This is a genomic window from Leucobacter sp. G161, assembly GCF_001482305.1.
GTDB lineage: Bacteria > Actinomycetota > Actinomycetes > Actinomycetales > Microbacteriaceae > Leucobacter.
In genome coordinates, this window is sequence record NZ_LOHP01000074.1 from 1 (window position 1) to 20094 (window position 20094).

Consider the following 20094-nt stretch of genomic DNA (forward strand, 5'->3'; position numbering starts at 1 on the left):
GCCAGCAGGTCGAGCGGCCAGCTGGTGCCGAGCGCGGCGCGACCCGGATCCGGCCGGTCGATAGCGAGAAACCGCAGAAGTTCACTGCCAAGCTGTGGACCGCGGATGACGCTGCCGGAAAGACCTTCAAGGAACTCGGCCTCGGTGGCAACATCGTGCGGACGCTGGGGGAGCTTGGGGCTGAGGCGCCGTTCCCCGTCCAGGTTGCAACGATCCCGGACGCGATCGCGGGACGCGATGTGCTCGGGCGCGCGGAAACCGGATCCGGAAAGACAATCGCGTTCGGTGCGGCGCTCGTCGAACGACTGCTCGTACTCAAAGCACAGGGCAAGCTCGGCGAGAGTACCTCGAAGAAATTTACACAGCCCAAGCGCGGGGAGCGCTCGGCGCGCGGTGAGCGTACGCCAACGCGCAATCCGAAGGCGCTCATCCTTGCACCGACCCGCGAGCTCGCACTGCAGCTCGACCGCACCGTGCAGCCGCTCGCCCGCTCGGTGGGCTTCTACACGGCACAGATCGTTGGCGGGGTGCCGAGCGAGCCGCAGGTGCACGCGCTCGAACGCGGCGTAGACATCGTGATTGGCACGCCGGGCCGGATCCGTGACCTCGTCGAACGACGCAAGCTCGACCTGCGCGAGGTGCAGGTCTCGATCATCGACGAGGCTGACCACCTGTGTGAGCTCGGTTTCCTCGAAGAGACGCAGTGGACGCTCAGGCAGACGGAGCGTGGTGGGCAGCGGATGCTGTTCTCGGCAACCCTCGACCGCGACGTTGAAGAGCTTGTCGCCGAATTCCTCGTTGATCCTGCCGCGCACGAGATCGAACACGCGAAATCGACGGTGCCGCACCGGGTGTACATGGTCATGCGTGAGGATCGCGACCAGGCGATCCTCGAGTTTGCCAAGATCCCGGGCCGCGTGATGCTGTTCAGCCGCACCCGCGCCGCCGCGGAGAGCATTACCGAGATGCTCGAAGCTGCCGGGATCTCAGCGACGTCCTTGCACGGCAACCTGAGTCAGGCCCGCCGCGAGATCAACCTCAAGCAGTTCTCATCGGGGAAGGCTCGGGTGCTCGTTGCGACGGATGTCGCGGCGCGCGGGATCCACATCGACGATGTTGACGCGGTCGTGCAGCTCGATCCGCCGCAGGAGGCGAAGACCTTCGTGCATCGCTCCGGTCGCACCGGTCGCGCTGGCCGCGGTGGGCAGGTCGTGACGTTGATTCCCCGTACCTGGCAGCAGCGGACGCGCGACATGCTCGACGAGGCGGGCATCGAGCCGCTCGTGTTCGAGGCGTTCGAACCGAAGCAGCGCGCGCGCAGCACCCGCAAGAAGTAGAGATAAGCGCCAGAGAACCCGTGGCGAATTTGTAAGGTTCGTACAAGCTCTCGGTGTCTGGGCTCGGGGCAGGTTGTCGACTGCCCCGCGCTCGGTTGAGTGATCTCCAAGGCCGACATACGCTGGCAGCATTACCAGGGCACGGGTGTGAGCGGGTGATCTGCGTGGTCGACGTTCTCCTCTGCCTCTGCCGTCAGGATCGAATTGGAGATATCGATGGCCAACACTGCCCCCCGTATCAATGTTCAGCAGGTGAGCGACGCGCTCCTCGGCAAATGGAAGGCCGAGCGCCTCGAATCCCGGGAGCTGGTGAGGAGCAATCCGAGCCTGCACACCATCCACGGCCAGCCGATGGACGAGCATCGCATTCGCGTGCTCAACCAGCTGCACGAGCTTGTCGACGCTGGCGCTATCCAGCGTGCCTTCCCGGCCTCGCTCGGCGGTCAGGACAATCACGGAGGCAACGTCGCCGCGTTCCAGGAGCTCGTGCTCGCTGACCCGTCGATGCAGATCAAGGGCGGCGTGCAGTGGGGGCTGTTTGGCTCGGCGATCCTCCACCTCGGCAACCAGTCGCACCATGAAAAGTGGCTGCCGGACGTGATGAATCTGAAGCTCCCCGGGGCGTTTGCGATGACCGAGATCGGTCACGGCTCAGATGTGGCCTCGATCGGTACGACCGCGACCTACGATGTCGACGCCGAAGAGTTCGAGATCCACACCCCCTTCAAGGGTGCGTGGAAGGAATTCCTCGGCAATGCGGCGCTGCACGGGCAGGCAGCCGTCGTCTTCGCGCAGCTCATCACGCGCGGCGTGAACCACGGCGTGCACGCGTTCTTCGTGCCGATCCGCACCCCGGAGGGCAAGCTGCTGCCGGGTGTTGGCAGCGAGGACGATGGGGTCAAGGGCGGGCTGAACGGCATCGACAATGGCCGGTTGCACTTCACGAACGTGCGCATCCCGCGCGAGAACCTGCTCAATCGCTACGGCAACGTCGCGGCTGACGGGACCTACACGTCGGACATCGAGAGCCCTGGCCGCCGCTTCTTCACCATGATCGGCACGCTCGTGCAAGGGCGCGTCTCGCTCGACGGCGCCGCCGTGCGTGCGATGCAGGCTGCGCTCACCATCGCGATCCGATACGGCACTGAGCGGCGACAGTTCCCCGGAGCTTCGGGGCGTGAGACCGTGCTCATGGATTACGGCCAGCACCAGCGTCGTCTGCTGCCGCGCCTCGCAGAAACCTATGCCATGGCGTTCGCCCACGAGCGCCTCCTCACGGTCTTCGACGAGGTCTTCTCGGGCGCGAAGGACACCGACGAGAACCGCGAGGATCTCGAGACGCTCGCAGCAGGCCTGAAGTCACTCTCGACGTGGGCCGCGCTCGACACGCTCCAGGAGGCGCGCGAGGCCTGCGGTGGCGCGGGCTTCATCGCGAAGAACCGGCTTACCGGTCTCCGTGCAGACCTCGATATCTATGTGACCTTCGAGGGCGACAACACGGTGTTGCTGCAGCTCGTCGGCAAGCGGTTGCTCACCGACTATGCTGCGCGGTTCAAGGACGGCGACAAGGCAGCGCTTGCCCGTGCAGCGGCGAGCCAGATCGGCGACAGGGTCGACCGTTTTGGGCTCCGCCAGCTCGGCCAGAGCATCGCTGACCTCGGACAAACGTCCCGCTCGGTCGAGAGCTTCCGCTCGCCCCAAGCGCAGCGCGATCTACTCACCGACCGCGTCGAGACCATGGTTGCCGAGGTCGCCTCGGTGCTCCGCGATGCCGGGAAGGATGCGCCGAAGGACGAGCGTGCTGCCCGCAACGAGGACGCGTTCAACTCGCAGCAGCACAAGCTCATCGAGGCTGCGCGTGCGCACGCCGAGCTGCTGCAGTGGGAGGCCTTCACGGAAGAGCTCGAGAAGCTCAGCGATCCGGGCACGAAGCAGGTCATGACCTGGCTGCGTGACCTCTTCGGCCTCACGCTCATCGAGCGCAACATGACCTGGTACCTCGTGCACGGCCGCATGTCCGGTAAGCGTGCAGAGGCCGTCACCGCGTACATTGATCGGCTTCTCGGGCGTCTGCGCGAGCACGCGCTCGACCTTGTCGACGCCTTCGGTCTGGACGACGGCCTGCTGCGTGCCGAGATCGCCACCGGCATTGAAGAGGAGCGTCAGCAGGAGGCGCAGAACTACGTTGACGCGCACCGCGCCGCTGGTACCTGGCCCGTTCACGAGAAGGAACTCCGCGCCAAGGCGAAGGCTGCTGAAAAGGCCGCCGCGAAGGCTGCTGCTCGAGTGTAGGCCTGGCGCCTGCGGCGGCGGGGCGTGATCCTTGTGGATCGCGCCCCGCCGCACTTGCATCGTGAAGCCCCCGTTTAATCTATTCAGACCCGTTTTCGGTCCTCGCAGGAGTCGGTCTAAATTAAAAGGGTCGGTGAGGATGCTGGGGGTGAGGATGCTGGGGGTGAGGCCGCGCGCGGGGCCGCCCAAGCCCTAGGCTTGAGCTATGACCGAGCTGCGCACCCTGTACCCCGAGATTGAGCCCTACGACCACGGCATGCTGGCTGTGGGGGACGGCCACGAGATCTACTGGGAGGTGTGCGGCAACCCGAACGGGAAGCCCGCAGTGTTCCTCCACGGCGGCCCCGGCGGCGGCCTCGCCCCGGACTACCGGCGCTACTTCGACCCCGAGATCTACCGCGTGGTGCTGTTCGAGCAGCGCGGCTGTGGCCGCTCGACGCCGCACGCGAGCGATCCCGCGGCTGACCTGTCAACAAACACGACCTGGCACCTCGTCGCCGACATCGAGCGGCTGCGCGAGCACCTCGGCATCGACACCTGGCTCGTGTTCGGCGGATCGTGGGGATCGACGCTCTCGCTCGCCTACGCGCAGACCCACACGGATCGGGTCACCGGGCTCGTGCTCCGCGGCATCTTCACGCTGCGCAAGAGCGAGATCGACTGGTTCTACCAAGACGGTGCATCCCACATCTTCCCCGACGTCTGGGAGGAGTACCTCTCGGTGATCCCCGAGGCGGAGCGCGGCGATCTCGTGGCGGCGTACAATCGCCGGCTCAGCGATCCCGATCCCGCGGTACACGTGCCGGCTGGCGTGGCATGGACGGTGTGGGAAAACTCGACGGTGCGGCTCATCCCGAACGAGGACGTCATCGCTGAGGCGCGCGCAGACGTCGCCTCGGCGGTCGCGTTCGCGCGCATCGAGAACCACTTCTTCTCGCACGGCGGCTGGTTCGAAGACGGCCAGCTCATCGCCGATGCGGGTAAGCTCGCTGAGATTCCGGGCGTCATTGTGCAGGGCCGTTACGACGTCTGCACCCCGGCGCGTTCAGCGTGGGATCTGCATCGCACCTGGCCAGAAGCAACGCTCGAGATGATCGGCGATGCGGGCCACGCCTCGAGCGAGCCAGGCATCGTCGACGCGCTCGTGCGCGCGACTGACCGCTTCGCGGGTAAATAGCTCAACGCTGCAAGCCTGAGTCACAGAGACGGGATAGCATTCCAGCATGACCTTCAACGAGAACGTTCGCATTGACACGAGTCAGGTGCAGAAGCGCAGCGGCGGTGGCCGGCGCACCGGCATGGCCGTTGGCGGCGGCGGTATCGGGCTCATGCTCGTGCTGTTTCTCGGCTCCCAGTTGCTCGGTGTGGACCTCACCGGACTTGCGCCAGCCCTGAGCTCGGGTGGCGGAGCAGCCTCGTCGAGCGAACAGGTCGTTGAAGTCGACAACTGCAAGACCGGCGCCGACGCGAACGCGAACGTTGAGTGCCGCATGACGGCGACGAGCGACTCGCTCAACCGTTACTGGAACACCCAGGTCGGCAACTACCGCGGGCCGCAGCCCGTCGCGCTGTTCAGCGGCCAGACCCAGTCGCAGTGCGGCACCGCGTCGGCGGCGACCGGCCCGTTCTACTGCCCACCCGAAGAGCGCATCTACGTCGACACCGCGTTCTTCAACACGCTGCGCTCCGACTACGGCGCCTCGGGCGGTCCGCTCGCTGAGATGTACGTGCTCGCACACGAGTGGGGCCACCACATCTCGAACATCACCGGCTCGCTGAACCAGGCCGGCCGCGAATCGGGGGCGACCTCGGGGTCCGTGCGCCTCGAGTTGCAGGCGGACTGCTTCGCCGGCGCCTGGGTCGGTGCCGCACAGACAGTCACCGACGACAGCGGGGTGCCGTTCCTGAAGCCCGTCACGCAGTCCGAGATCAATGACGCGCTCAGCGCCGCCGCGGCGGTCGGCGATGATCACATCATGGAGTCCTCGGGTGTGCGGGTCGATCCCGATCGTTTCACCCACGGCACCTCAGAGCAGCGCCAGCGCTGGTTCATGACCGGGTACGAGCAGGGGCCGACGTCGTGCGGCACCTTCGAGGTGCCGGCGAACCAACTGTAATTCGAGCTCATCGAGCTGGGTTACTTGCGCGCCTCGCCGGCTTGCACGAGTCGCGCCATCGCGGTGCGCAGGGCCTGCACAGTTGTCTGCACCGAGCGCCTGTGCAGTGTTTCGGGTCGGGTGAGGAGATCGATCGTTCGCGTCGCATTCACCCCCGAGAGCGGGCGTAGCACGAGACCCTGCAGCGCCGAGCCGACCGTGTAGCGCGGCACCATGCCGATCGCGTCGCCCGTCGCCACGATCGAGGCGACCGAGCCGTAATCGTTGATGCGGTGCACGACGTTCACCGGGCGGTCAGCGACGGCGGCGATCGCGCCGAGCAGGTCGTCGGGGGAGTAGCCGGCGCGGCTCGTCACCCAGGGCTCGCCAGCGACGTCAGCCGGCGTGAGGGAGCTGCGCTCGGCGAGCGGATGTTCCGCCGGGAGGGCGATGTCGAGCGGTTCCTGCGCGAGCCGAATCACGCGCAGGCCGGACGCGGGCCACGGCGGGCTGTGTTCGAGCCGGTGCGCGAGTACGAGGTCATAGTTCGCGGTGAGGAGTGGGAAATCGTCTTGTGACACATCTTCGTCTGCGAGCCGAAGGGCGGGCGGGGAAGCGGCACCGCGGAGTTCAGCGAGCAGCGCCCCGAAGATCGCCTGCGAGGCGCTGTGAAAGCCGCAGACCCGCACGATGCCGGCCGGCTCCTGCTCGAAGGCTTCGACCGCGCCGGCTGCGGCTGCGAGGGCCTCAATGACTCCCGTTCCCGCGCGTGCGAGCGCGTGGCCCGCCTCGGTGAGTACGAGTGTGCGGCCTTCGCGCCGGGTGAGCGGTGCACGAAACTCCCGCTGCAGCGCGGTGATCTGCTGCGATACCGCGGAGGGCGTGACGCGCAGGCTCTCAGCGACCGCGGTCACGCTGCCGAGCGTGCCGAGTTCGCGGAGGATCTCGAGCTGATAGATTTCCACGCCACCCCATTCTTTAGCTGTAGCTTAATGGAAACTAAAGAAAGTGGCCCTTGTTCTGAACTGTGCGTCGCCGAGACGATAGCTGTATGCGAGCACTCTTCAAGCCGGAACCCGGCCCCGGGTTCACCCTCTCCGAGGTCCCCGATCCACACTGCGCGGCCGACGAGGTCATTATTCGCGTCATGCGCACCGGCATCTGCGGCACCGACCTCCACATCCTCGACTGGGATGCCTGGGCGGCCTCCAACGTCGACGCGCCGCTTATCGCCGGCCACGAGTTCTACGGCGAGGTCGTCGAGATCGGCGAGCAGGTGCGCGACGTGCGCGTGGGGGATCGCGTCTCCGGCGAGGGGCACATCGTCTGCGGCACCTGTCGCAACTGCCGCGCGGGGCGCCGGCAGATGTGCATCCGCACGAAGGGCCTCGGCCTGCACCGCAACGGTGCGTTCGCCGAGTACCTCTCGCTGCCCGCGAGCAACGTGTGGGTGCACTCCGACACCATTTCGCCTGAGCTCGGAGCAATCTTCGATCCACTGGGCAACGCCGTGCACACGGCGCTCGCCTTCCCGCTCGTCGGCGAAGACGTGCTCGTGAGTGGCTGCGGCCCGATCGGCCTGATGTCGGTCGCTGTCGCCCGCCACGTCGGTGCACGCTACGTCGTCGCCACCGACGTCAGCGAGGCTCGCCTCGAACTCGCCCGCGGCCTCGGCGCGCACGAGACCGTCAACGTCGCCCACGAATCGATCCGGGACACCCAGAAGACGCTCGGGATGCGCGAGGGCTTCGACATCGGCTTCGAGATGAGCGGCGCGGGCACGGCGCTCCCGGGCATGCTCGAAAACATGAACCACGGCGGCAGGATCGCGATGCTCGGCCTCCCCACCGAACAGTTCGCGATCGACTGGGCGAAGGTCGTCACCCACATGATCACGCTCAAGGGCATCTACGGGCGTGAGATGTTCGAGACCTGGAATGCGATGGCCGCGATGCTCGAGACGAGCGAGCAGCTGCGTGAGCGCATCACCTCGGTCATCGCCGACGTGCTTCCCGCACGCGACTGGGAACAGGGCTTTCGGGCGGCGAAGTCCGCCACTACCGGAAAAATCATCCTCGACTGGACGGAACTGTAATGTACGGCGCATTTAAGCAACACCTCAGCTCAGAACTCACCGCGATCGAAGACGCAGGGCTCTTCAAGCGCGAGCGCGGCATCGCCGGCCCCCAGGGCCCCGAGATCACCGTGAACGATGCGCCCGTCTTGAACTTCTGCGCGAACAACTACCTCGGCCTCGCCGACCACCCGAGCATCGTCAAGGCCGCGCATACCGCACTCGACGAGTGGGGCTACGGGCTCGCGAGCGTGCGTTTCATCTGTGGCACGCAGGATCAGCACCTCGAGCTCGAGTCCAGGCTGTCATCGTTCCTCGGCACCGAGGAGACGATCCTCTTCGCCTCGTGCTTCGACGCGAACGGTGGCGTGTTCGAGACGCTGTTCGGCGCAGAAGACGCGATCATCTCTGACGCGCTGAACCACGCCTCGCTCATCGACGGCATCAGGCTCTCGAAAGCCCGCCGCTACCGCTACGCGAACTGCGACATGGAAGAGCTCGAGGCCCGCCTGCAGGAGGCATCGGACGCGCGCTTCCGCGTCATCGTCACCGACGGCGTCTTCTCGATGGACGGTTTCGTCGCCCCGCTTGAAGCGATTTGCGACCTTGCGGACAAGTACGACGCGCTCGTGCTCGTTGACGACTCGCACGCCGTCGGCTTTATGGGCGAGAGCGGAGCCGGTACGCCGGAGCTCTGTGGCGTTGCTGACCGCGTCGACATCCTCACCGGCACCCTCGGGAAGGCACTCGGCGGCGCCTCGGGCGGCTACGTCTCGGGTCACAGCGAGATCATCCAGCTGCTGCGGCAGCGTGCGCGGCCGTACCTGTTCTCGAACACGCTCGCGCCGACAATCGTCGCGGGCTCCCTCGCGGCGCTCGACCTCGTCGAGCAGGCGGGCGGTGAGCGCGTGCAGCTCCAGCAGAACGCTGAGCTCTTCCGCGCCCTGATGACTGAGGCAGGCTTCGACCTGCTGCCGGGCAACCACCCGATCGTGCCCGTCATGTTTGGGGACGCTGCCCGCACCGCCGAGGTCGCGGCCGAGCTGCAGCGCCGGGGCGTCTTCGTGACGGCGTTCAGCTTCCCGGTCGTGCCGAAGGGCGAGGCGCGCATCCGCGTGCAGCTGTCCGCTGCGCACACGGAGGAGCAGATTCGCACGTGCGTGGCGGCGTTCGTCGCCGCAACCGAGGCGGTCGTCTCGGCCTAACCGGCGGGCCCCGGAGTCAGTGCGGGAGCGCCGCGAGGATCGCTTCGGCGAGCGATCTCGCGGTCTGCACCCACGCGTCGGAACCTTCGAGCCCGGACTTCGCCATCGAGCCCTCGAGCAGAAGGGAGAGATGCGCTGCGACCGGTGCGGGCTCCGTGGTGAGTCCCGCGAGATGTGTGCGGAGGATCTCCTCGACCTCATCCTTGTGTGCCCGCACCGCTAAGCGACCGGGGTGGCCGACCGGGAGTTCCGCAGCAGCGTTGAGGAGTCCGCAGCCGCGCCAACCCTCGCGATAACCGGAATTGGCGTGGTCGGCGTACGCGTCGAACACCGCGAGGACGCGCTCAGCAGGGCTCTCCGTCTGCGTGAGCCGCGTCTCATACATGCCGAGCCACTCCTCGTGTCGGTCGGCGAGGTAGCTCGCAACGAGCGCGTCTTTCGAAGCAAAGTTGTTGTACAGACTGCCCTTGGCGACACCCGCGCTCGCGATGATCGTGTCGATCCCCGTCGCCGCGACTCCGGATGCGTAAAACTCCTCCGCGGCCGCGCGGAGCAGGCGGTCACGTGCGGGTGTGCGCTGGGTGTGGGTCACGGTTCCTCCCGGGCTGGGGTGTCGCTCCAGTGTACCCAGTTAGACCGATCTGTCTACTATGCTGAGCGGATGACCTCCTCCACATCGCTGCGCCCCGGTCTCGGCGTCCTGCTGGTACTCCTTGCTTCGTTGCTCTGGGGCACGACCGGCACCGCGGCAACGTTTGCGCCGGAGGTGAGCCCGCTCGCGATCGGGGCGGCCGCTCTCGGCGTCGGTGGCCTACTGCAGGCCGTCGTCGCGGGGCGTGGCCTGTTGCGCGCCGGCCCGCTGCTGCGCCCGCACTGGCGAGTCGTGGTCTTCGGGGGCCTGGGTGTCTTCGCCTACCCGCTCGCGTTCTACAGCAGCATGCACGCCGCTGGTGTGACGATCGGAACGGTCGTCTCCCTCGGATCCGCGCCCGTGTTTTCCGCACTGCTTGACTGGGCGATTGACCGCCGCCGACCTACGCGGCGCTGGATCATCGCCGCGGCATTCGGACTCTCGGGCATGGCCGTGCTGAGCCTGTTCGGCGGGCACGCCGCCGGCGGCGGCACCGGAAATGTTGGCGGAGGCGTCGCGCTCGGGCTCCTCGCCGGGGCGAGCTACGCCGGGTACGCCTGGGCCGCCCATCGGCTCATCGGGCCGGGCGTGGACTCCCGCGTCGCCATGGGGGCGGTCTTCGGTCTCGGCGGGATCCTGCTCATGCCCGTGCTCATCGCGACGGGCGCGACACTGCTCTCGTCGTGGCGAGCGTTCGGGGTAGGCGCATACATGGCGCTCGTGCCCATGTTCCTCGGCTACGTCCTGTTCGGGCTCGCGCTTCGGCACGTCGATGCGACGACCGCGACCGTGCTCACGCTCTCAGAGCCGGTGATCGCTGCCGGGTTTGCCGCCCTCATCGTCGGCGAGCGACTCGCGGGCGGCGGTATCGTCGGCGTGGTGCTCATCGGGGTGAGCCTCGCGCTGTTCGCGCTTCCCGCACACCGCCGACGGTCACCGGGGGGACCGACGTCGGGTTAGCGGCGTTTTGCCTTGCGGCGCTCCGCCTTTTCCCGCTCCCGCTTCTCCGTGGCCGCCTGTAACTGCGCACCGCGTGAGTTGGCTTTGAGTTTCGGCTTTTTCTTCTGCGCGGGCTGCTGGCGCTGAGCCGCAGGAGTGTCACTCGGCGATGTCGCGGCCTCGGCAGTCCGCGAGGAGCGTGCGGTGCGGCCACGCATCACGCCGGCGAGGTGCTGCATATCGGGCGCATCTCGCTCGACGGGCCAGCTTGCCCAGACGGTGCCGGCGACGATCTGATCGGAGATCCGGATCGTCACGTGCTGGTGCTTATCGGTGATGTGCCGCGCGAGTGGGGCGGGCATGAGGATGCCGCCCAACCCGGTCGCCACCAGGTCGAGAGCCGCGTTGATATCGGCTGGCATCCATGCTGGGTCAGCCCACGGCTCGGGATTCGGCCACTCGGCTGCGTGATTGGGGTGGTCGAGCAAACGGATGTCCGCGAGCTCGGCGAGTGACACAGTGTCGCGCCCGGTGAGGTCGTGACCTTTCGGGAGCACGACCGCGAGCGCCTCGTCGTACAACCGGAGGGCGTGGTGGGTGCGCTCGCTGGGGCCGTCCGCGCCCTCGGGCACGTGGCCTGGGGCCGTACGCTCGAGGATCATGTCGAACTCGGCCGCGTTGCCCGGCCGCCCGTACGGGCGAGGGAACGGCACGATCGTCAGGGGGCGCTCCGGAGAGACAACCTGCCAGCGCTTCACCCACTTACTCGGCGCGACACCGCGAGTGAAGCCAAGGAGGATCTTGGAGGTGGCTGGGGTATCTTCGTTCATCATTGCCTCGTTCACAGCATCACGTCTGCATAAATTTCGTGGGTGTAGGGGAGCCGTGCTGCGGACAGCGCAATGCGGTACTCCTCCGGAGACTCGACCCGCCTGAGCGGAGTGCTCTCCTCCCGGTACCGGGGGAGGGCGTCGCGCTCATGGCCCTGCGGCGGGAGCCCGCTCGCCGGCACCACTCGCCACCACGGGACCGCGTGCCCGTACAGGGCCATGACTCGGCCGACCGCGCGCGGGGCCTCCGAGCCGATTGCGATGCCGACGTCGCCATAGGTCATGACGCGGCCGGCGGGGATACGCTCGACGACCGCGAGGACGGCTTCGGTGAAATCGGGATCTGGCACGGCATCAAGCCTACGCCCGCGCGCGCCATCGCATCACCGAAAACGCAGACAGCGAAGCCCCGCCATCCAGGACGTATCCGGATGCGCGGGGCTCAAGCGTGTGCGGCGTGGCTAGATTCCGGAGACCCCGAGGAGCATGCCGATGGTGTACGTGGCTGCTACGGCGATGCCTCCGAAGAGTAGCTGCCTGCCGGCGCCCGCGAGCCAGCTGCGCTTCGTGGTCCGCGCCGCCAGCCCACCGGCGAGCAGCAGGCCGACGCCGCCGAACGCGAGGCCGAGCCAGAGGTTTCCGAATCCGAAGACGAAGGGAATGATCGGGATGAAGGCGCCAACGCCGAATGACAGCAGCGAGGAGATCGCGGCTACCCACGGGGACGGGCGGTCGTCGAGGCTCAGCCCAAGCTCGTGAGCAAGGTGAACCCGCACAGCGCTTTCGGTGTTCGCGTGCACCTGGGCAGCTGCGATGTCTGCGGTCTCTTCGTGCATGCCGAGGCGCGCAAAGAGTGCTGAGAGTTCGGCCTCTTCACCGATCGGGTTCCGAGTGTGCGCTTCCCGTTCGATGCGTACCTCGGCGTCGAGCTGCTCGTTCGCGGTTCGGACGGAGGTGTATTCGCCGAGCGCCATCGAGATCGCGCCTGCGATGAGCCCCGAGATGCCGGTGATGGCGACGATGGTGTTGGATGCGCCCGCTGCTGCGATACCGGCGATGAGACCGATGTTCGAGACAAGACCATCCATGGCACCGAAGACGGTCGCGCGGAGCCAGCCGGAGGAGACGTCTGCGTGGCGGTGGTCGTAATCGTGTGGGCGAGAAATGTCGCTCGGCGTCGGGGCGTTCACACGGGCCTTTCTGTTGCGTCGTGAGGCACGTTGCGCGGCATGGATTACTGCGCAAAGGGCAACGCTAACAGGGATTTTGCGTGAGGGAATAGCCCCTCCTGAAGCTCGAATCATCGAGCTTTCTGAGTTCGCTATAGCGAACTCCTATGCGCGGTGCGGCGTCGGCTACAGCACGGTAATCGAAGTCGCTTGCCACCGTTCCCGAATGATCTCGAATCTCAGAGCCACCGCCCGTGCACGAGCGGGCGTCGTGAGCACGACCGAGGCCTCGATGACGCCCGTGACGGGGCGTGTGGCGCGCACCCGCCGCACACTCGGAACGATGCGCCGGTGGTCGCGGTACAGCGAGCGGCGCTCAACGTTGAGCGCCCGCAGCTCCCCGAGCGTTTCGGCGACGCCGGCGGTGATCCACTTGCCGAGCTGTCCGACCTGGCGTGTGCCTTCAACTGCCTCGAACGCGAACACCGCGACCGCACCGATAGTCTGCGCTGAGAGACGGGGAATCGGGGGAGGATCGGGGACCTCGTGCGGCTGCTGGCTTGCTGACTCTGGTGCTGCCTCGACGGCGTGCAGCCGCCGGTACCGATGCGGAGACGTCGGCGAGCGTGGGGTTGGAGATGAGAGCGGCGCACCCATAATGTGGACTTTCTGTGTTTTGGGACGGAACTGTCCGCAGCCCCCACTCCGCGGCTGGATATGTGAAAGCCCACGTTACGTGCGCCGCATTATCGCGGGTCAAGGGTCGCATTCGCTCCGGTGTTCTGCTGCCTGGTACCGAACCGTCAGGTCGTCAGGGGATATCGGCGACGTGCCCTAGGCTTAGAGCGTGGCAACCCTTCGAAACCTTGCAACGAAGTACTCGGATCTCACCGGAGAGGAGCTCGAGTGGCTAGAGCTGCTCGCGCTCGACCTTCCGCTGCTCGCGGACGTCGCGCTCAGCGATGTGGTGCTCTGGGTGCCCTCGGATAATGGCGACTACCTCGCCGTCGCCCACAGCCGGCCTGCCGGCTACATCACGCTGTTCTATCGCGACGTGATTGGTGACTTCCTCCGCCCGGAGTGGCGCGAGGTCGTTGAGCAGGCTCTCGAAACGGGCCAGCCTGCTGCTTCGACGTCACCGGCCTGGTACGAAGAGAACCCGATGAAGCTCACCGCGTACTCGATCAGCAGGCGCGACAGCCAGGGCAACGTCATCGGCCCGTTCGCGGTCGCGACGGTGCACACGACGGCGCACGACACCCAGCATGCGTCGCGCATCGCAGCCTCGTTCCGCGAGGTCGCAGGCGATCTGCTCGGCATGATCCAGACCGGCGCATTCCCGAACCCGGGCGGCATGGGCGGCCAGCAGGGCGCCCCGCGCGCGACCGACGGCCTCGTGCGCGTGAACCTCGAGGGCATCGCGACGTTTGTGAGCCCGAACACGCAGACCACCTTCACGATGCTCGGCTACCGCGACGAGATCGAAGATCAGAACTTCTCCGAGGTGCTCTCCGAAGTGCTCAAGGGGCAGTTCGACACGAACGAGTCTCTCCCGCTCATCAGCCAGGGTAAGGTCGCCAAGCGCACCGAGATCTTCGCGCGCGGGCTCTCGGTCGCGATGCGTTCGATCCCCGTCTACCGTGACGGTGAGCGAATCGGCGGCGTGATCCTCACCCGGGACGTGAGCGAGCTGCGACAGCAGGCTCAGGAGCTCATCACCAAGGACGCGACGATTCGTGAGATCCACCACCGCGTGAAGAACAACCTGCAGACTGTGGCCTCGTTGCTGCGCGTGCAGGCACGCCGTGCTCGCAGCGAGGAAGCGAAGCAGGTGCTCGGTCAGGCGATGCGCCGTGTTGCGGCAATCGCCGTCGTGCACGACACGCTCTCGACGGGCCTCGCGCAGATCGTCGACTTCGACGTCGTCTTCGAACGCGTGCTCGGGCTGGCCGCGGAGGTCGCGAGCCTGCACGGCACCACCGTGCATCCGCGCAAGGAGGGCTCCTTCGGGGAGCTACCCTCCGAGTATGCGACGCCGCTCGCACTCGCGCTCACCGAGATCGTGACGAACGCGGTGGAGCACGGGCTCGCGGGCCGCGAGGGTGAGGTCTTCATTCGTGCGGATCGTACCCCGGAGCGGCTCACTGTCGAGGTCATCGATACCGGCACGGGCCTCCCCGGCGGCACCGTCGGAGACGGGCTCGGCACGCAGATTGTGCGCACGCTCATCGAAGGCGAGCTGGGCGGATCGATCCACTGGGGCGCCGACGTTGCCGGCGGCACCCGAGTGGCGATCGATATTCCGTTGCACTGGCTCGCAGCGCAGACGCGGCCGATCCCGAAGGTCGAACGCTAGGGTTTCGGCTATTGGCGGTCGCGTGATCCTCGGACGAGGACCGCGACGCCGACGCCGAGGAGCAGGATTCCGAGGCCCAGAATCGTGGTGATGAGCCACGCGGTTGGGTCCACGGATCCGCCAACGGCGCGCACCGCCACGTAGGCGCAGAACACGAGAATGAGTGCACCCCACACGATTGGGCTGGTGCGCGGGCTCGCCTTCTGGGGACGCTGCGGTGCCGTGGGCTGGGCGACCGTGGGCTGGGCGACCGTGGGCTGTTGCGTCGTGAACTGCGGCTCCGACGGCATGGGTTCGGCCGGCATGGGTTCGGCCGGCATGGGCTCCGCCGCTATGGGCCCCGCAGGCATCGGCACGGCGGGCTGCTGCGCCGCGGGCTTCTGCGCCGGGGGCTGCGGCTCTGAGGTCTGATCGGTGCTCATCGTGCGAGCTCCTTCTCTAGCTTTGCGATCTCGTCGAGGGTGAAGTCAAGCGTATTCTGCAGACGTTCCTCTCGCACTTCGCTGATCCCGGGCTCTTTGAGTTCGCCGCGGAGCTCACCGGCCTGCTCGCGTAGTTCGCCGAGCTCCTCGCCGAGTTCCGCGTACGACACGTCATTCGTGCCGCGTGCACCCGCCGCGCGCTCACGCGGTGCGGCGTTGGGCGCATCCCGTACGTGCACGCTGCCCGCGAGCATATAGACGGTGACGCGAGTGGCTTCCTCGGAATCGCTCACGCGAGTGTCGAAGGTGCGTGACACGAACGGGCCAGCGAGGGTAGCCGTGTCGTGGGTGACTTCCAACGCGTCGACGGTGCCGGCAAGCAGCCGCACCGTGAGCACGACCGGCTCCGACGCAGGCAGCGTGATCACAGACTTGCCCGCGACCTGCCACACATCAAGGTTGTGGGTTCCGCCGCTCGCGTCAAGGGCGGTGAGGTCGACCTCGCTCTTCCCAGCGAGCAGCACAGTAGCGGGCGCGGTCGTGCTGACGCCAATGGTGCCAAACGGCTGGAACTTACTTCCTGGCGGGAGCACCGAAGTGAAGAGCAACGCGACTACGCCGCAGGCCGCGAGGAACCCGACCCAGCCGGTCCGCCGGCCACGGATGCCAGCGACGATCAGTGAAACCGCCAGCACCGCAGTTGCGCCGAGCAATGCCGCGGTGAGGACGAGGCCAGCGTTCAACTGCATATCGAAGGCGATGAAGGCTGCCCCGCCCGCCGCGAGCAGGGCAAGGGCGAGCGTGATGACGACGTGGGCCGCCCCCAGCTTCGTGAGTTCGTGCTGCTCGGCGTACCTGGCACTCCAGTCGTCCGCCTGCTTGCCGACGTCTTCACTCCACCGCGTGGCCTGTTCGCCGGCGCGCTCGGCGCCCGCAGTGAGCCGCTGAGTCCAATCCTGCGCGGGCGCGGTTGGAGCGGTTTGCGCGGTGTGGTCGGCAGTCGGCGTGGCGCCTGCTTGCGCTCCCTCAGACGGGGACGCGGGCGCCGAGAACGTTGTGGGCGGCGCGGTCTCCTCGCGGACCTTGCGTCCGTGCTGCAGCACGAGTCGGCTCACGAGGAATCCCGCCGCGGCAATGACCCCGATCCAGACGATCACGGCGACCGTTGTCGACATCCAGTCGGGCACGCCGACTGCGTTCCAGAGGCTCCAACCTCCGAACGCGGTGATTCCGAGCACGCGGAAGAAGACTGGCAGCACTACGAAGACTCCGACCGCGACAGTAGCTACTACCGCCGCGGTCCCCGCTCGCCCCCGGAATACCTCCTCAAGGTGGATGCGCCCGCCCTGGTCCGGCAGCAGCAGCCAGCCGGCGAGGTAGAGCACGATGCCGGGGCCACCGAGTACGGCGAGCACGACGAAGATGCCGCGCACAATGATCGGGTCGATGCCGGCGCGCATGGCGATACCGCCGGCGACACCAGCGAACCAGCGGTCGCCGCCGCGGCCGATGCCGAGCCCGCGAATCCAAGTGAAGAAGCCGGCACCGAACGGCGCGTTCTGTGGAGCGCCGGTCGGGGCGGCCCCTGAGGGAGGAGGTGTCTCGTTCATACTTCGAGTCTGCCCTGGCCGAACGAAGTGGGCTATGGGGGTTCACCCTGATCGAACCCTGGTTCCTCCCCCTGAGGGCCCTGCGAACGAGCTGAGGGTGCTTGGATGGAGACATGATCAGCACACAACCGCCGTCGCGCACCCTCACGCGCTCGACCTCGGAACGCCTCCTCGCCGGGGTCTGCGGGGGGCTCGCTGAGCACCTGCGCGTGCCGGTGATGTCCGTGCGGATCGTGATGCTCGCTCTGGTGCTCGCCGGTGGGGCCGGGGTACTGCTGTACCTCTGGCTCTGGGGAACGGTTCCGCTCGACACGGCTGCGGGGGGCGTCGCGCCGCTGCGCAGCGCGCTCACCAAACCTGCTCAACCCGTCTCCGTCCCCACGCAGCCTCCGGCGACATCGAATGCCCGCGAGAACGCAGCCGCGGTTGCCCGCGTGCTGCCGCAGCAGCCGGCGCGACCCGTGAGCCCTGCGCCCGTACCTCCACCTGCTTCCGCGCTCGCCGCAGGGCAGCAGGCCCCGCACACGGAGGTTCCTGCCGTCGACGCGCGAGCCGCGAGGATCAGCCGGTGGCCCGTTGCCGAGCTGCTGTTCGGGGCGTGCCTCCTGCTTGTCGGGGTGCTGTTTGTGGTGCAGCGGTTCGGGGTTGAGCTTCGGCTCTCGATTATTCTGCCCGGCCTGGCGGTGCTCGTTGGCGTTGGACTGACCTGGTGGCAGATTGCCGACCGGAACCGGCCGGACGCGAACCAGGTGCCGCGCGTACTGGGTGCCCTCGCGCTCGTCGCGGTCGGGGTGCTCATGTTTTTTGTCACCGCGGAGAACCCGAGCGTGTGGACGGTGATCGCAGCTGCCCTCGCTGCGCTCGCTGGTGTCGCGCTCGCGATTGCGCCGTGGCTGCTCAGGCTCAATCGCGAGCTCGTGGCCGAGCGTGCCGGCCGGGCGCGAGAAGCGGAACGCTCGGAGATCGCCGCCCACCTGCACGACTCGGTGCTGCAGACGCTCGCGCTCATTCAGCAGCGGTCTGAACCGGGCAGCGAGGTGGCCCGCATCGCGCGCGGTCAGGAACGTGAGCTGCGTGAGTGGCTGTTCCGGGCTGCGGACGGCGGAAGCGCCGCGCCGCGCGAGACCGCGCTGGAGGAACTGCGGGCACACGCCGCCGCTCTCGAGGACACTCACGCTGTGCGATTCGAGACGGTCGGTGTGGGCGCCGAGGTTGCCGTCCCCGAGCCGATCGTCGCCGCGGCGAAGGAAGCCATGTTGAACGCCGCGCAGCACGCCGGGGGAGAGGTGACGGTGTTCGCGGAGGTGACACCCGTTCGGGTGTCCATTGATATCACCGATCGCGGCCCAGGTCTCGACCCGGGAAACCTCCCCGAGGGGCGCATGGGCGTGCGAGATTCGATCCTTGGGCGCATGTCACACGCAGGCGGAACTGCGAAGATTGTGCCCGGGCCTGGCGGCAGCGGGACCTCGGTGCGGCTCGAGATGCCGCGTGAACTGAAAATGAATCCTGCGGGCGACGCAGAGACAGGGGCGACATCGTGAGCGATTCGAACGGCGGGCGGATCCGCGTGGTCATCGTTGACGATCACCAGATTTTCCGCACCGGGCTCCGCGCCGAGCTCGGCCCCGAGGTTGAGGTGGTCGGCGAGGCCGCGACGGTCGACGAGGCGGTGGAGCTCATTCCCGGTCTCGCGCCAGACGTCGTGCTGCTCGATGTGCATCTGCCAGGCGGCTCGGGCGGGGGCGGTGCGGAGGTGTTGCAGCGGCTGGTTGGAACCTCAGCAACGACGAGGTTTCTCGCGCTCAGCGTCTCTGATGCTGCCGACGATGTGGTGAGCGTGATCCGCGCGGGCGCGCGTGGGTACCTGACGAAGACTGCTTCCGGTGCCGAGGTGACGGCGGCGGCGCTGCGCGTGCGGGGAGGCGACGCAGTCTTTTCGCCGCGCCTCGCTGGGTTCGTGCTCGACGCGTTCGGGACGGGTCTCGGCGAGACCGCTGCGGCGGATGACGAGCTCGATCGTTTGACCGCACGCGAACAGGAGGTCATGCGTATGATCGCGCGCGGATATGCGTACAAGGAGGTCGCGGCGGAGCTGTTCCTCTCGGTGAAGACGGTGGAGACGCACGTTTCCAGTGTGCTGCGAAAGCTGCAGCTGTCTAACCGCCACGAGCTCACAGCTTGGGCGCTCTCGAAGCGCCTGCTGTAGGGGCGGTAGCCGCCACGCAATCGTGGGGCGGCGACTTGGAAACTTGTGTGGAGAAAGCTCCTCGGACTACAGTGAGTACCGAGCGAGTGATCGGTCGGCCCGAGAGGGTGGGTCACCGTTCTTTCAATGACGATGGAGTTTGAGATGACACACAGCAGTACGCTCCCGCTCGCGGGCAAGGTGGCGATTGTCACCGGGGCAAGCCGAGGAATTGGCCTCGCAATCGCGGCTCGGCTCGCCGCCGACGGCGCGAAGGTCTGCATCACCGCGCGCACCGAAGATGCACTGCGCGATGCAGCGCAGACCCTCCCGGAAGGGCAGGTGATGGTCGTACCTGGCAAAGCCGATGACCCAGACCACCGGGCCGAGGTGATGGATCGCGTCGCCTCCCAGTGGGGACGGCTCGACGTGCTCGTGAATAACGCCGGCATCAACCCGATCTATGGCAAGCTCATCGACGTCGATCTCGGCGCCGCCCGAAAGATCATCGAGGTGAACGTCGTGTCGATGCTCGCCTGGGCGCAGGCGGCGTACCACCACCCGACACTCGGCTTCGCCGGGCACGGCGGTTCCATCGTGAACCTCTCCTCGGTGACAGGGAAGACACCCTCGCCCGGGATCGGCATGTATGGCGTGACCAAGGCTGCGGTGATGCACCTGACGACGACCCTGGCCGCCGAGCTCGGCCCGGACGTGCGCGTCAACGCCGTCGCGCCGGCCGTGGTGAAAACCGACTTCGCGAAGGCGCTGTATGAGGGGCGCGAGGCCGACGTTGCCGCCGGCTACCCCATGCAGCGACTGGGTACCCCGGAAGACATCGCGGGCGCTGTCGCCTATCTCGTCTCACCCGATGCCTCGTGGGTTTCGGGGCAAACACTCGTTCTCGACGGCGGCTTGCTCGCCACAGGAGGTGCAGCGTGACCA

The 20094-nt window shown here is 67.2% G+C and carries 19 protein-coding genes; 11 read left to right on the forward strand and 8 right to left on the reverse strand.

The features are described from left to right. From AUL38_RS12395 to AUL38_RS12410, 4 genes are all read left to right on the forward strand, one after another. The coding region (locus AUL38_RS12395; RefSeq protein WP_235590712.1) for a DEAD/DEAH box helicase at positions 1-1337 on the forward strand (1337 nt) is incomplete at its 5' end. A gap of 216 nt (positions 1338-1553) precedes the next feature. Then, positions 1554-3629, forward strand: a complete 2076-nt coding sequence (locus AUL38_RS12400; RefSeq protein WP_059062671.1) for an acyl-CoA dehydrogenase — start codon at positions 1554-1556, stop codon at positions 3627-3629. 205 nt (positions 3630-3834) lie between these two features. Further along, complete coding sequence (gene pip, locus AUL38_RS12405; protein WP_201023745.1) at positions 3835-4806, forward strand: prolyl aminopeptidase; 972 nt, start codon at positions 3835-3837, stop codon at positions 4804-4806. A 46-nt stretch (positions 4807-4852) separates the two neighbouring features. Then, on the forward strand, positions 4853-5746 hold the full coding sequence (locus AUL38_RS12410) for a neutral zinc metallopeptidase (protein WP_059062674.1): 894 nt from the start codon (positions 4853-4855) through the stop codon (positions 5744-5746). A 20-nt stretch (positions 5747-5766) separates the two neighbouring features. Here AUL38_RS12410 and AUL38_RS12415 read toward each other — a convergent pair whose 3' ends face one another. Further along, positions 5767-6690: a LysR family transcriptional regulator gene (locus AUL38_RS12415; RefSeq protein WP_059062676.1), complete on the reverse strand. Its 924-nt coding sequence runs from the start codon at positions 6688-6690 to the stop codon at positions 5767-5769. An 86-nt stretch (positions 6691-6776) separates the two neighbouring features. Here AUL38_RS12415 and tdh point away from each other — a divergent pair, with 86 nt between their 5' ends. Then, complete coding sequence (gene tdh / locus AUL38_RS12420; RefSeq protein WP_059062678.1) at positions 6777-7820, forward strand: L-threonine 3-dehydrogenase; 1044 nt, start codon at positions 6777-6779, stop codon at positions 7818-7820. Further along, the gene (locus AUL38_RS12425) at positions 7820-9004 is read left to right on the forward strand and encodes a glycine C-acetyltransferase (RefSeq protein WP_059062680.1); all 1185 of its coding nucleotides are present in this window, start codon (positions 7820-7822) and stop codon (positions 9002-9004) included. The genes tdh and AUL38_RS12425 overlap by 1 nt, the downstream gene beginning before the upstream one ends. Positions 9005-9020: 16 nt before the next feature. Here AUL38_RS12425 and AUL38_RS12430 read toward each other — a convergent pair whose 3' ends face one another. Further along, positions 9021-9596 (reverse strand): TetR/AcrR family transcriptional regulator, encoded by a 576-nt coding sequence (locus AUL38_RS12430; protein ID WP_059062682.1) that lies wholly within the window; start codon positions 9594-9596, stop codon positions 9021-9023. A 69-nt stretch (positions 9597-9665) separates the two neighbouring features. Here AUL38_RS12430 and AUL38_RS12435 point away from each other — a divergent pair, with 69 nt between their 5' ends. Further along, positions 9666-10595 carry a DMT family transporter gene (locus AUL38_RS12435; protein ID WP_059062684.1) on the forward strand — a complete coding sequence of 310 codons (930 nt, stop codon included), beginning with the start codon at positions 9666-9668 and terminating at the stop codon, positions 10593-10595. Here AUL38_RS12435 and AUL38_RS12440 read toward each other — a convergent pair. The 4 genes from AUL38_RS12440 to AUL38_RS12455 all read right to left on the reverse strand — a co-directional run bounded on the left by AUL38_RS12440 (position 10592) and on the right by AUL38_RS12455 (position 13230). Next, entirely contained in the window at positions 10592-11407 is an 816-nt protein-coding gene (locus AUL38_RS12440; RefSeq protein WP_083506857.1) for a LysR substrate-binding domain-containing protein, read from the reverse strand. The genes AUL38_RS12435 and AUL38_RS12440 overlap by 4 nt on opposite strands. 8 nt (positions 11408-11415) lie before the next feature. Next, positions 11416-11754 carry an MGMT family protein gene (locus AUL38_RS12445; protein WP_059062688.1) on the reverse strand — a complete coding sequence of 113 codons (339 nt, stop codon included), beginning with the start codon at positions 11752-11754 and terminating at the stop codon, positions 11416-11418. 111 nt (positions 11755-11865) lie between these two features. Continuing rightward, on the reverse strand, positions 11866-12594 hold the full coding sequence (locus AUL38_RS12450) for a VIT1/CCC1 transporter family protein (protein ID WP_059062690.1): 729 nt from the start codon (positions 12592-12594) through the stop codon (positions 11866-11868). A 165-nt stretch (positions 12595-12759) separates the two neighbouring features. Next, a complete protein-coding gene (locus AUL38_RS12455; RefSeq protein WP_059062692.1) occupies positions 12760-13230 on the reverse strand; it encodes an Rv3235 family protein in 471 nt (156 codons plus the stop codon). Between the two features lie 190 nt (positions 13231-13420). On the opposite strand from AUL38_RS12455, the gene AUL38_RS12460 reads away from it, so the two are divergent. After that, complete coding sequence (locus AUL38_RS12460) at positions 13421-14929, forward strand: sensor histidine kinase (RefSeq protein WP_059062694.1); 1509 nt, start codon at positions 13421-13423, stop codon at positions 14927-14929. Positions 14930-14937: 8 nt separating this feature from the next. On the opposite strand, the gene AUL38_RS12465 is transcribed toward AUL38_RS12460, so the two are convergent. Together AUL38_RS12465 and AUL38_RS12470 are read right to left on the reverse strand one after the other, a co-directional pair. Next, positions 14938-15351, reverse strand: a complete 414-nt coding sequence (locus tag AUL38_RS12465; RefSeq protein WP_059062696.1) for a hypothetical protein — start codon at positions 15349-15351, stop codon at positions 14938-14940. After that, positions 15348-16961: a PspC domain-containing protein gene (locus AUL38_RS12470; protein WP_059062699.1), complete on the reverse strand. Its 1614-nt coding sequence runs from the start codon at positions 16959-16961 to the stop codon at positions 15348-15350. Before AUL38_RS12470 ends, AUL38_RS12465 begins: the two co-directional genes overlap by 4 nt. Before the next feature lie 113 nt (positions 16962-17074). Here AUL38_RS12470 and AUL38_RS12475 point away from each other — a divergent pair, with 113 nt between their 5' ends. The 3 genes from AUL38_RS12475 to AUL38_RS12485 all read left to right on the forward strand — a co-directional run bounded on the left by AUL38_RS12475 (position 17075) and on the right by AUL38_RS12485 (position 20091). Beyond that, positions 17075-18505, forward strand: coding sequence for an ATP-binding protein (locus tag AUL38_RS12475; RefSeq protein WP_059062700.1), 1431 nt, complete (start codon positions 17075-17077; stop codon positions 18503-18505). Next, on the forward strand, positions 18502-19170 hold the full coding sequence (locus tag AUL38_RS12480) for a response regulator transcription factor (RefSeq protein ID WP_059062702.1): 669 nt from the start codon (positions 18502-18504) through the stop codon (positions 19168-19170). Before AUL38_RS12475 ends, AUL38_RS12480 begins: the two co-directional genes overlap by 4 nt. 144 nt (positions 19171-19314) lie before the next feature. Then, a complete protein-coding gene (locus AUL38_RS12485) occupies positions 19315-20091 on the forward strand; it encodes an SDR family oxidoreductase (RefSeq protein ID WP_059062772.1) in 777 nt (258 codons plus the stop codon). Positions 20092-20094: the final 3 nt, after the last annotated feature.

Coding starts and splice junctions, on each gene's coding strand:
- AUL38_RS12400 (WP_059062671.1), top strand. CDS start 1,554: ATGGCCAACACTGCCCCCCGTATCAATGTTCAGCAGGTGAGCGACGCG.
- pip (WP_201023745.1), top strand. CDS start 3,835: ATGACCGAGCTGCGCACCCTGTACCCCGAGATTGAGCCCTACGACCAC.
- AUL38_RS12410 (WP_059062674.1), top strand. CDS start 4,853: ATGACCTTCAACGAGAACGTTCGCATTGACACGAGTCAGGTGCAGAAG.
- tdh (WP_059062678.1), top strand. CDS start 6,777: ATGCGAGCACTCTTCAAGCCGGAACCCGGCCCCGGGTTCACCCTCTCC.
- AUL38_RS12425 (WP_059062680.1), top strand. CDS start 7,820: ATGTACGGCGCATTTAAGCAACACCTCAGCTCAGAACTCACCGCGATC.
- AUL38_RS12435 (WP_059062684.1), top strand. CDS start 9,666: ATGACCTCCTCCACATCGCTGCGCCCCGGTCTCGGCGTCCTGCTGGTA.
- AUL38_RS12440 (WP_083506857.1), bottom strand. CDS start 11,407: ATGATGAACGAAGATACCCCAGCCACCTCCAAGATCCTCCTTGGCTTC.
- AUL38_RS12455 (WP_059062692.1), bottom strand. CDS start 13,230: ATGGGTGCGCCGCTCTCATCTCCAACCCCACGCTCGCCGACGTCTCCG.
- AUL38_RS12465 (WP_059062696.1), bottom strand. CDS start 15,351: ATGAGCACCGATCAGACCTCAGAGCCGCAGCCCCCGGCGCAGAAGCCC.
- AUL38_RS12470 (WP_059062699.1), bottom strand. CDS start 16,961: ATGAACGAGACACCTCCTCCCTCAGGGGCCGCCCCGACCGGCGCTCCA.
- AUL38_RS12475 (WP_059062700.1), top strand. CDS start 17,075: ATGATCAGCACACAACCGCCGTCGCGCACCCTCACGCGCTCGACCTCG.
- AUL38_RS12485 (WP_059062772.1), top strand. CDS start 19,315: ATGACACACAGCAGTACGCTCCCGCTCGCGGGCAAGGTGGCGATTGTC.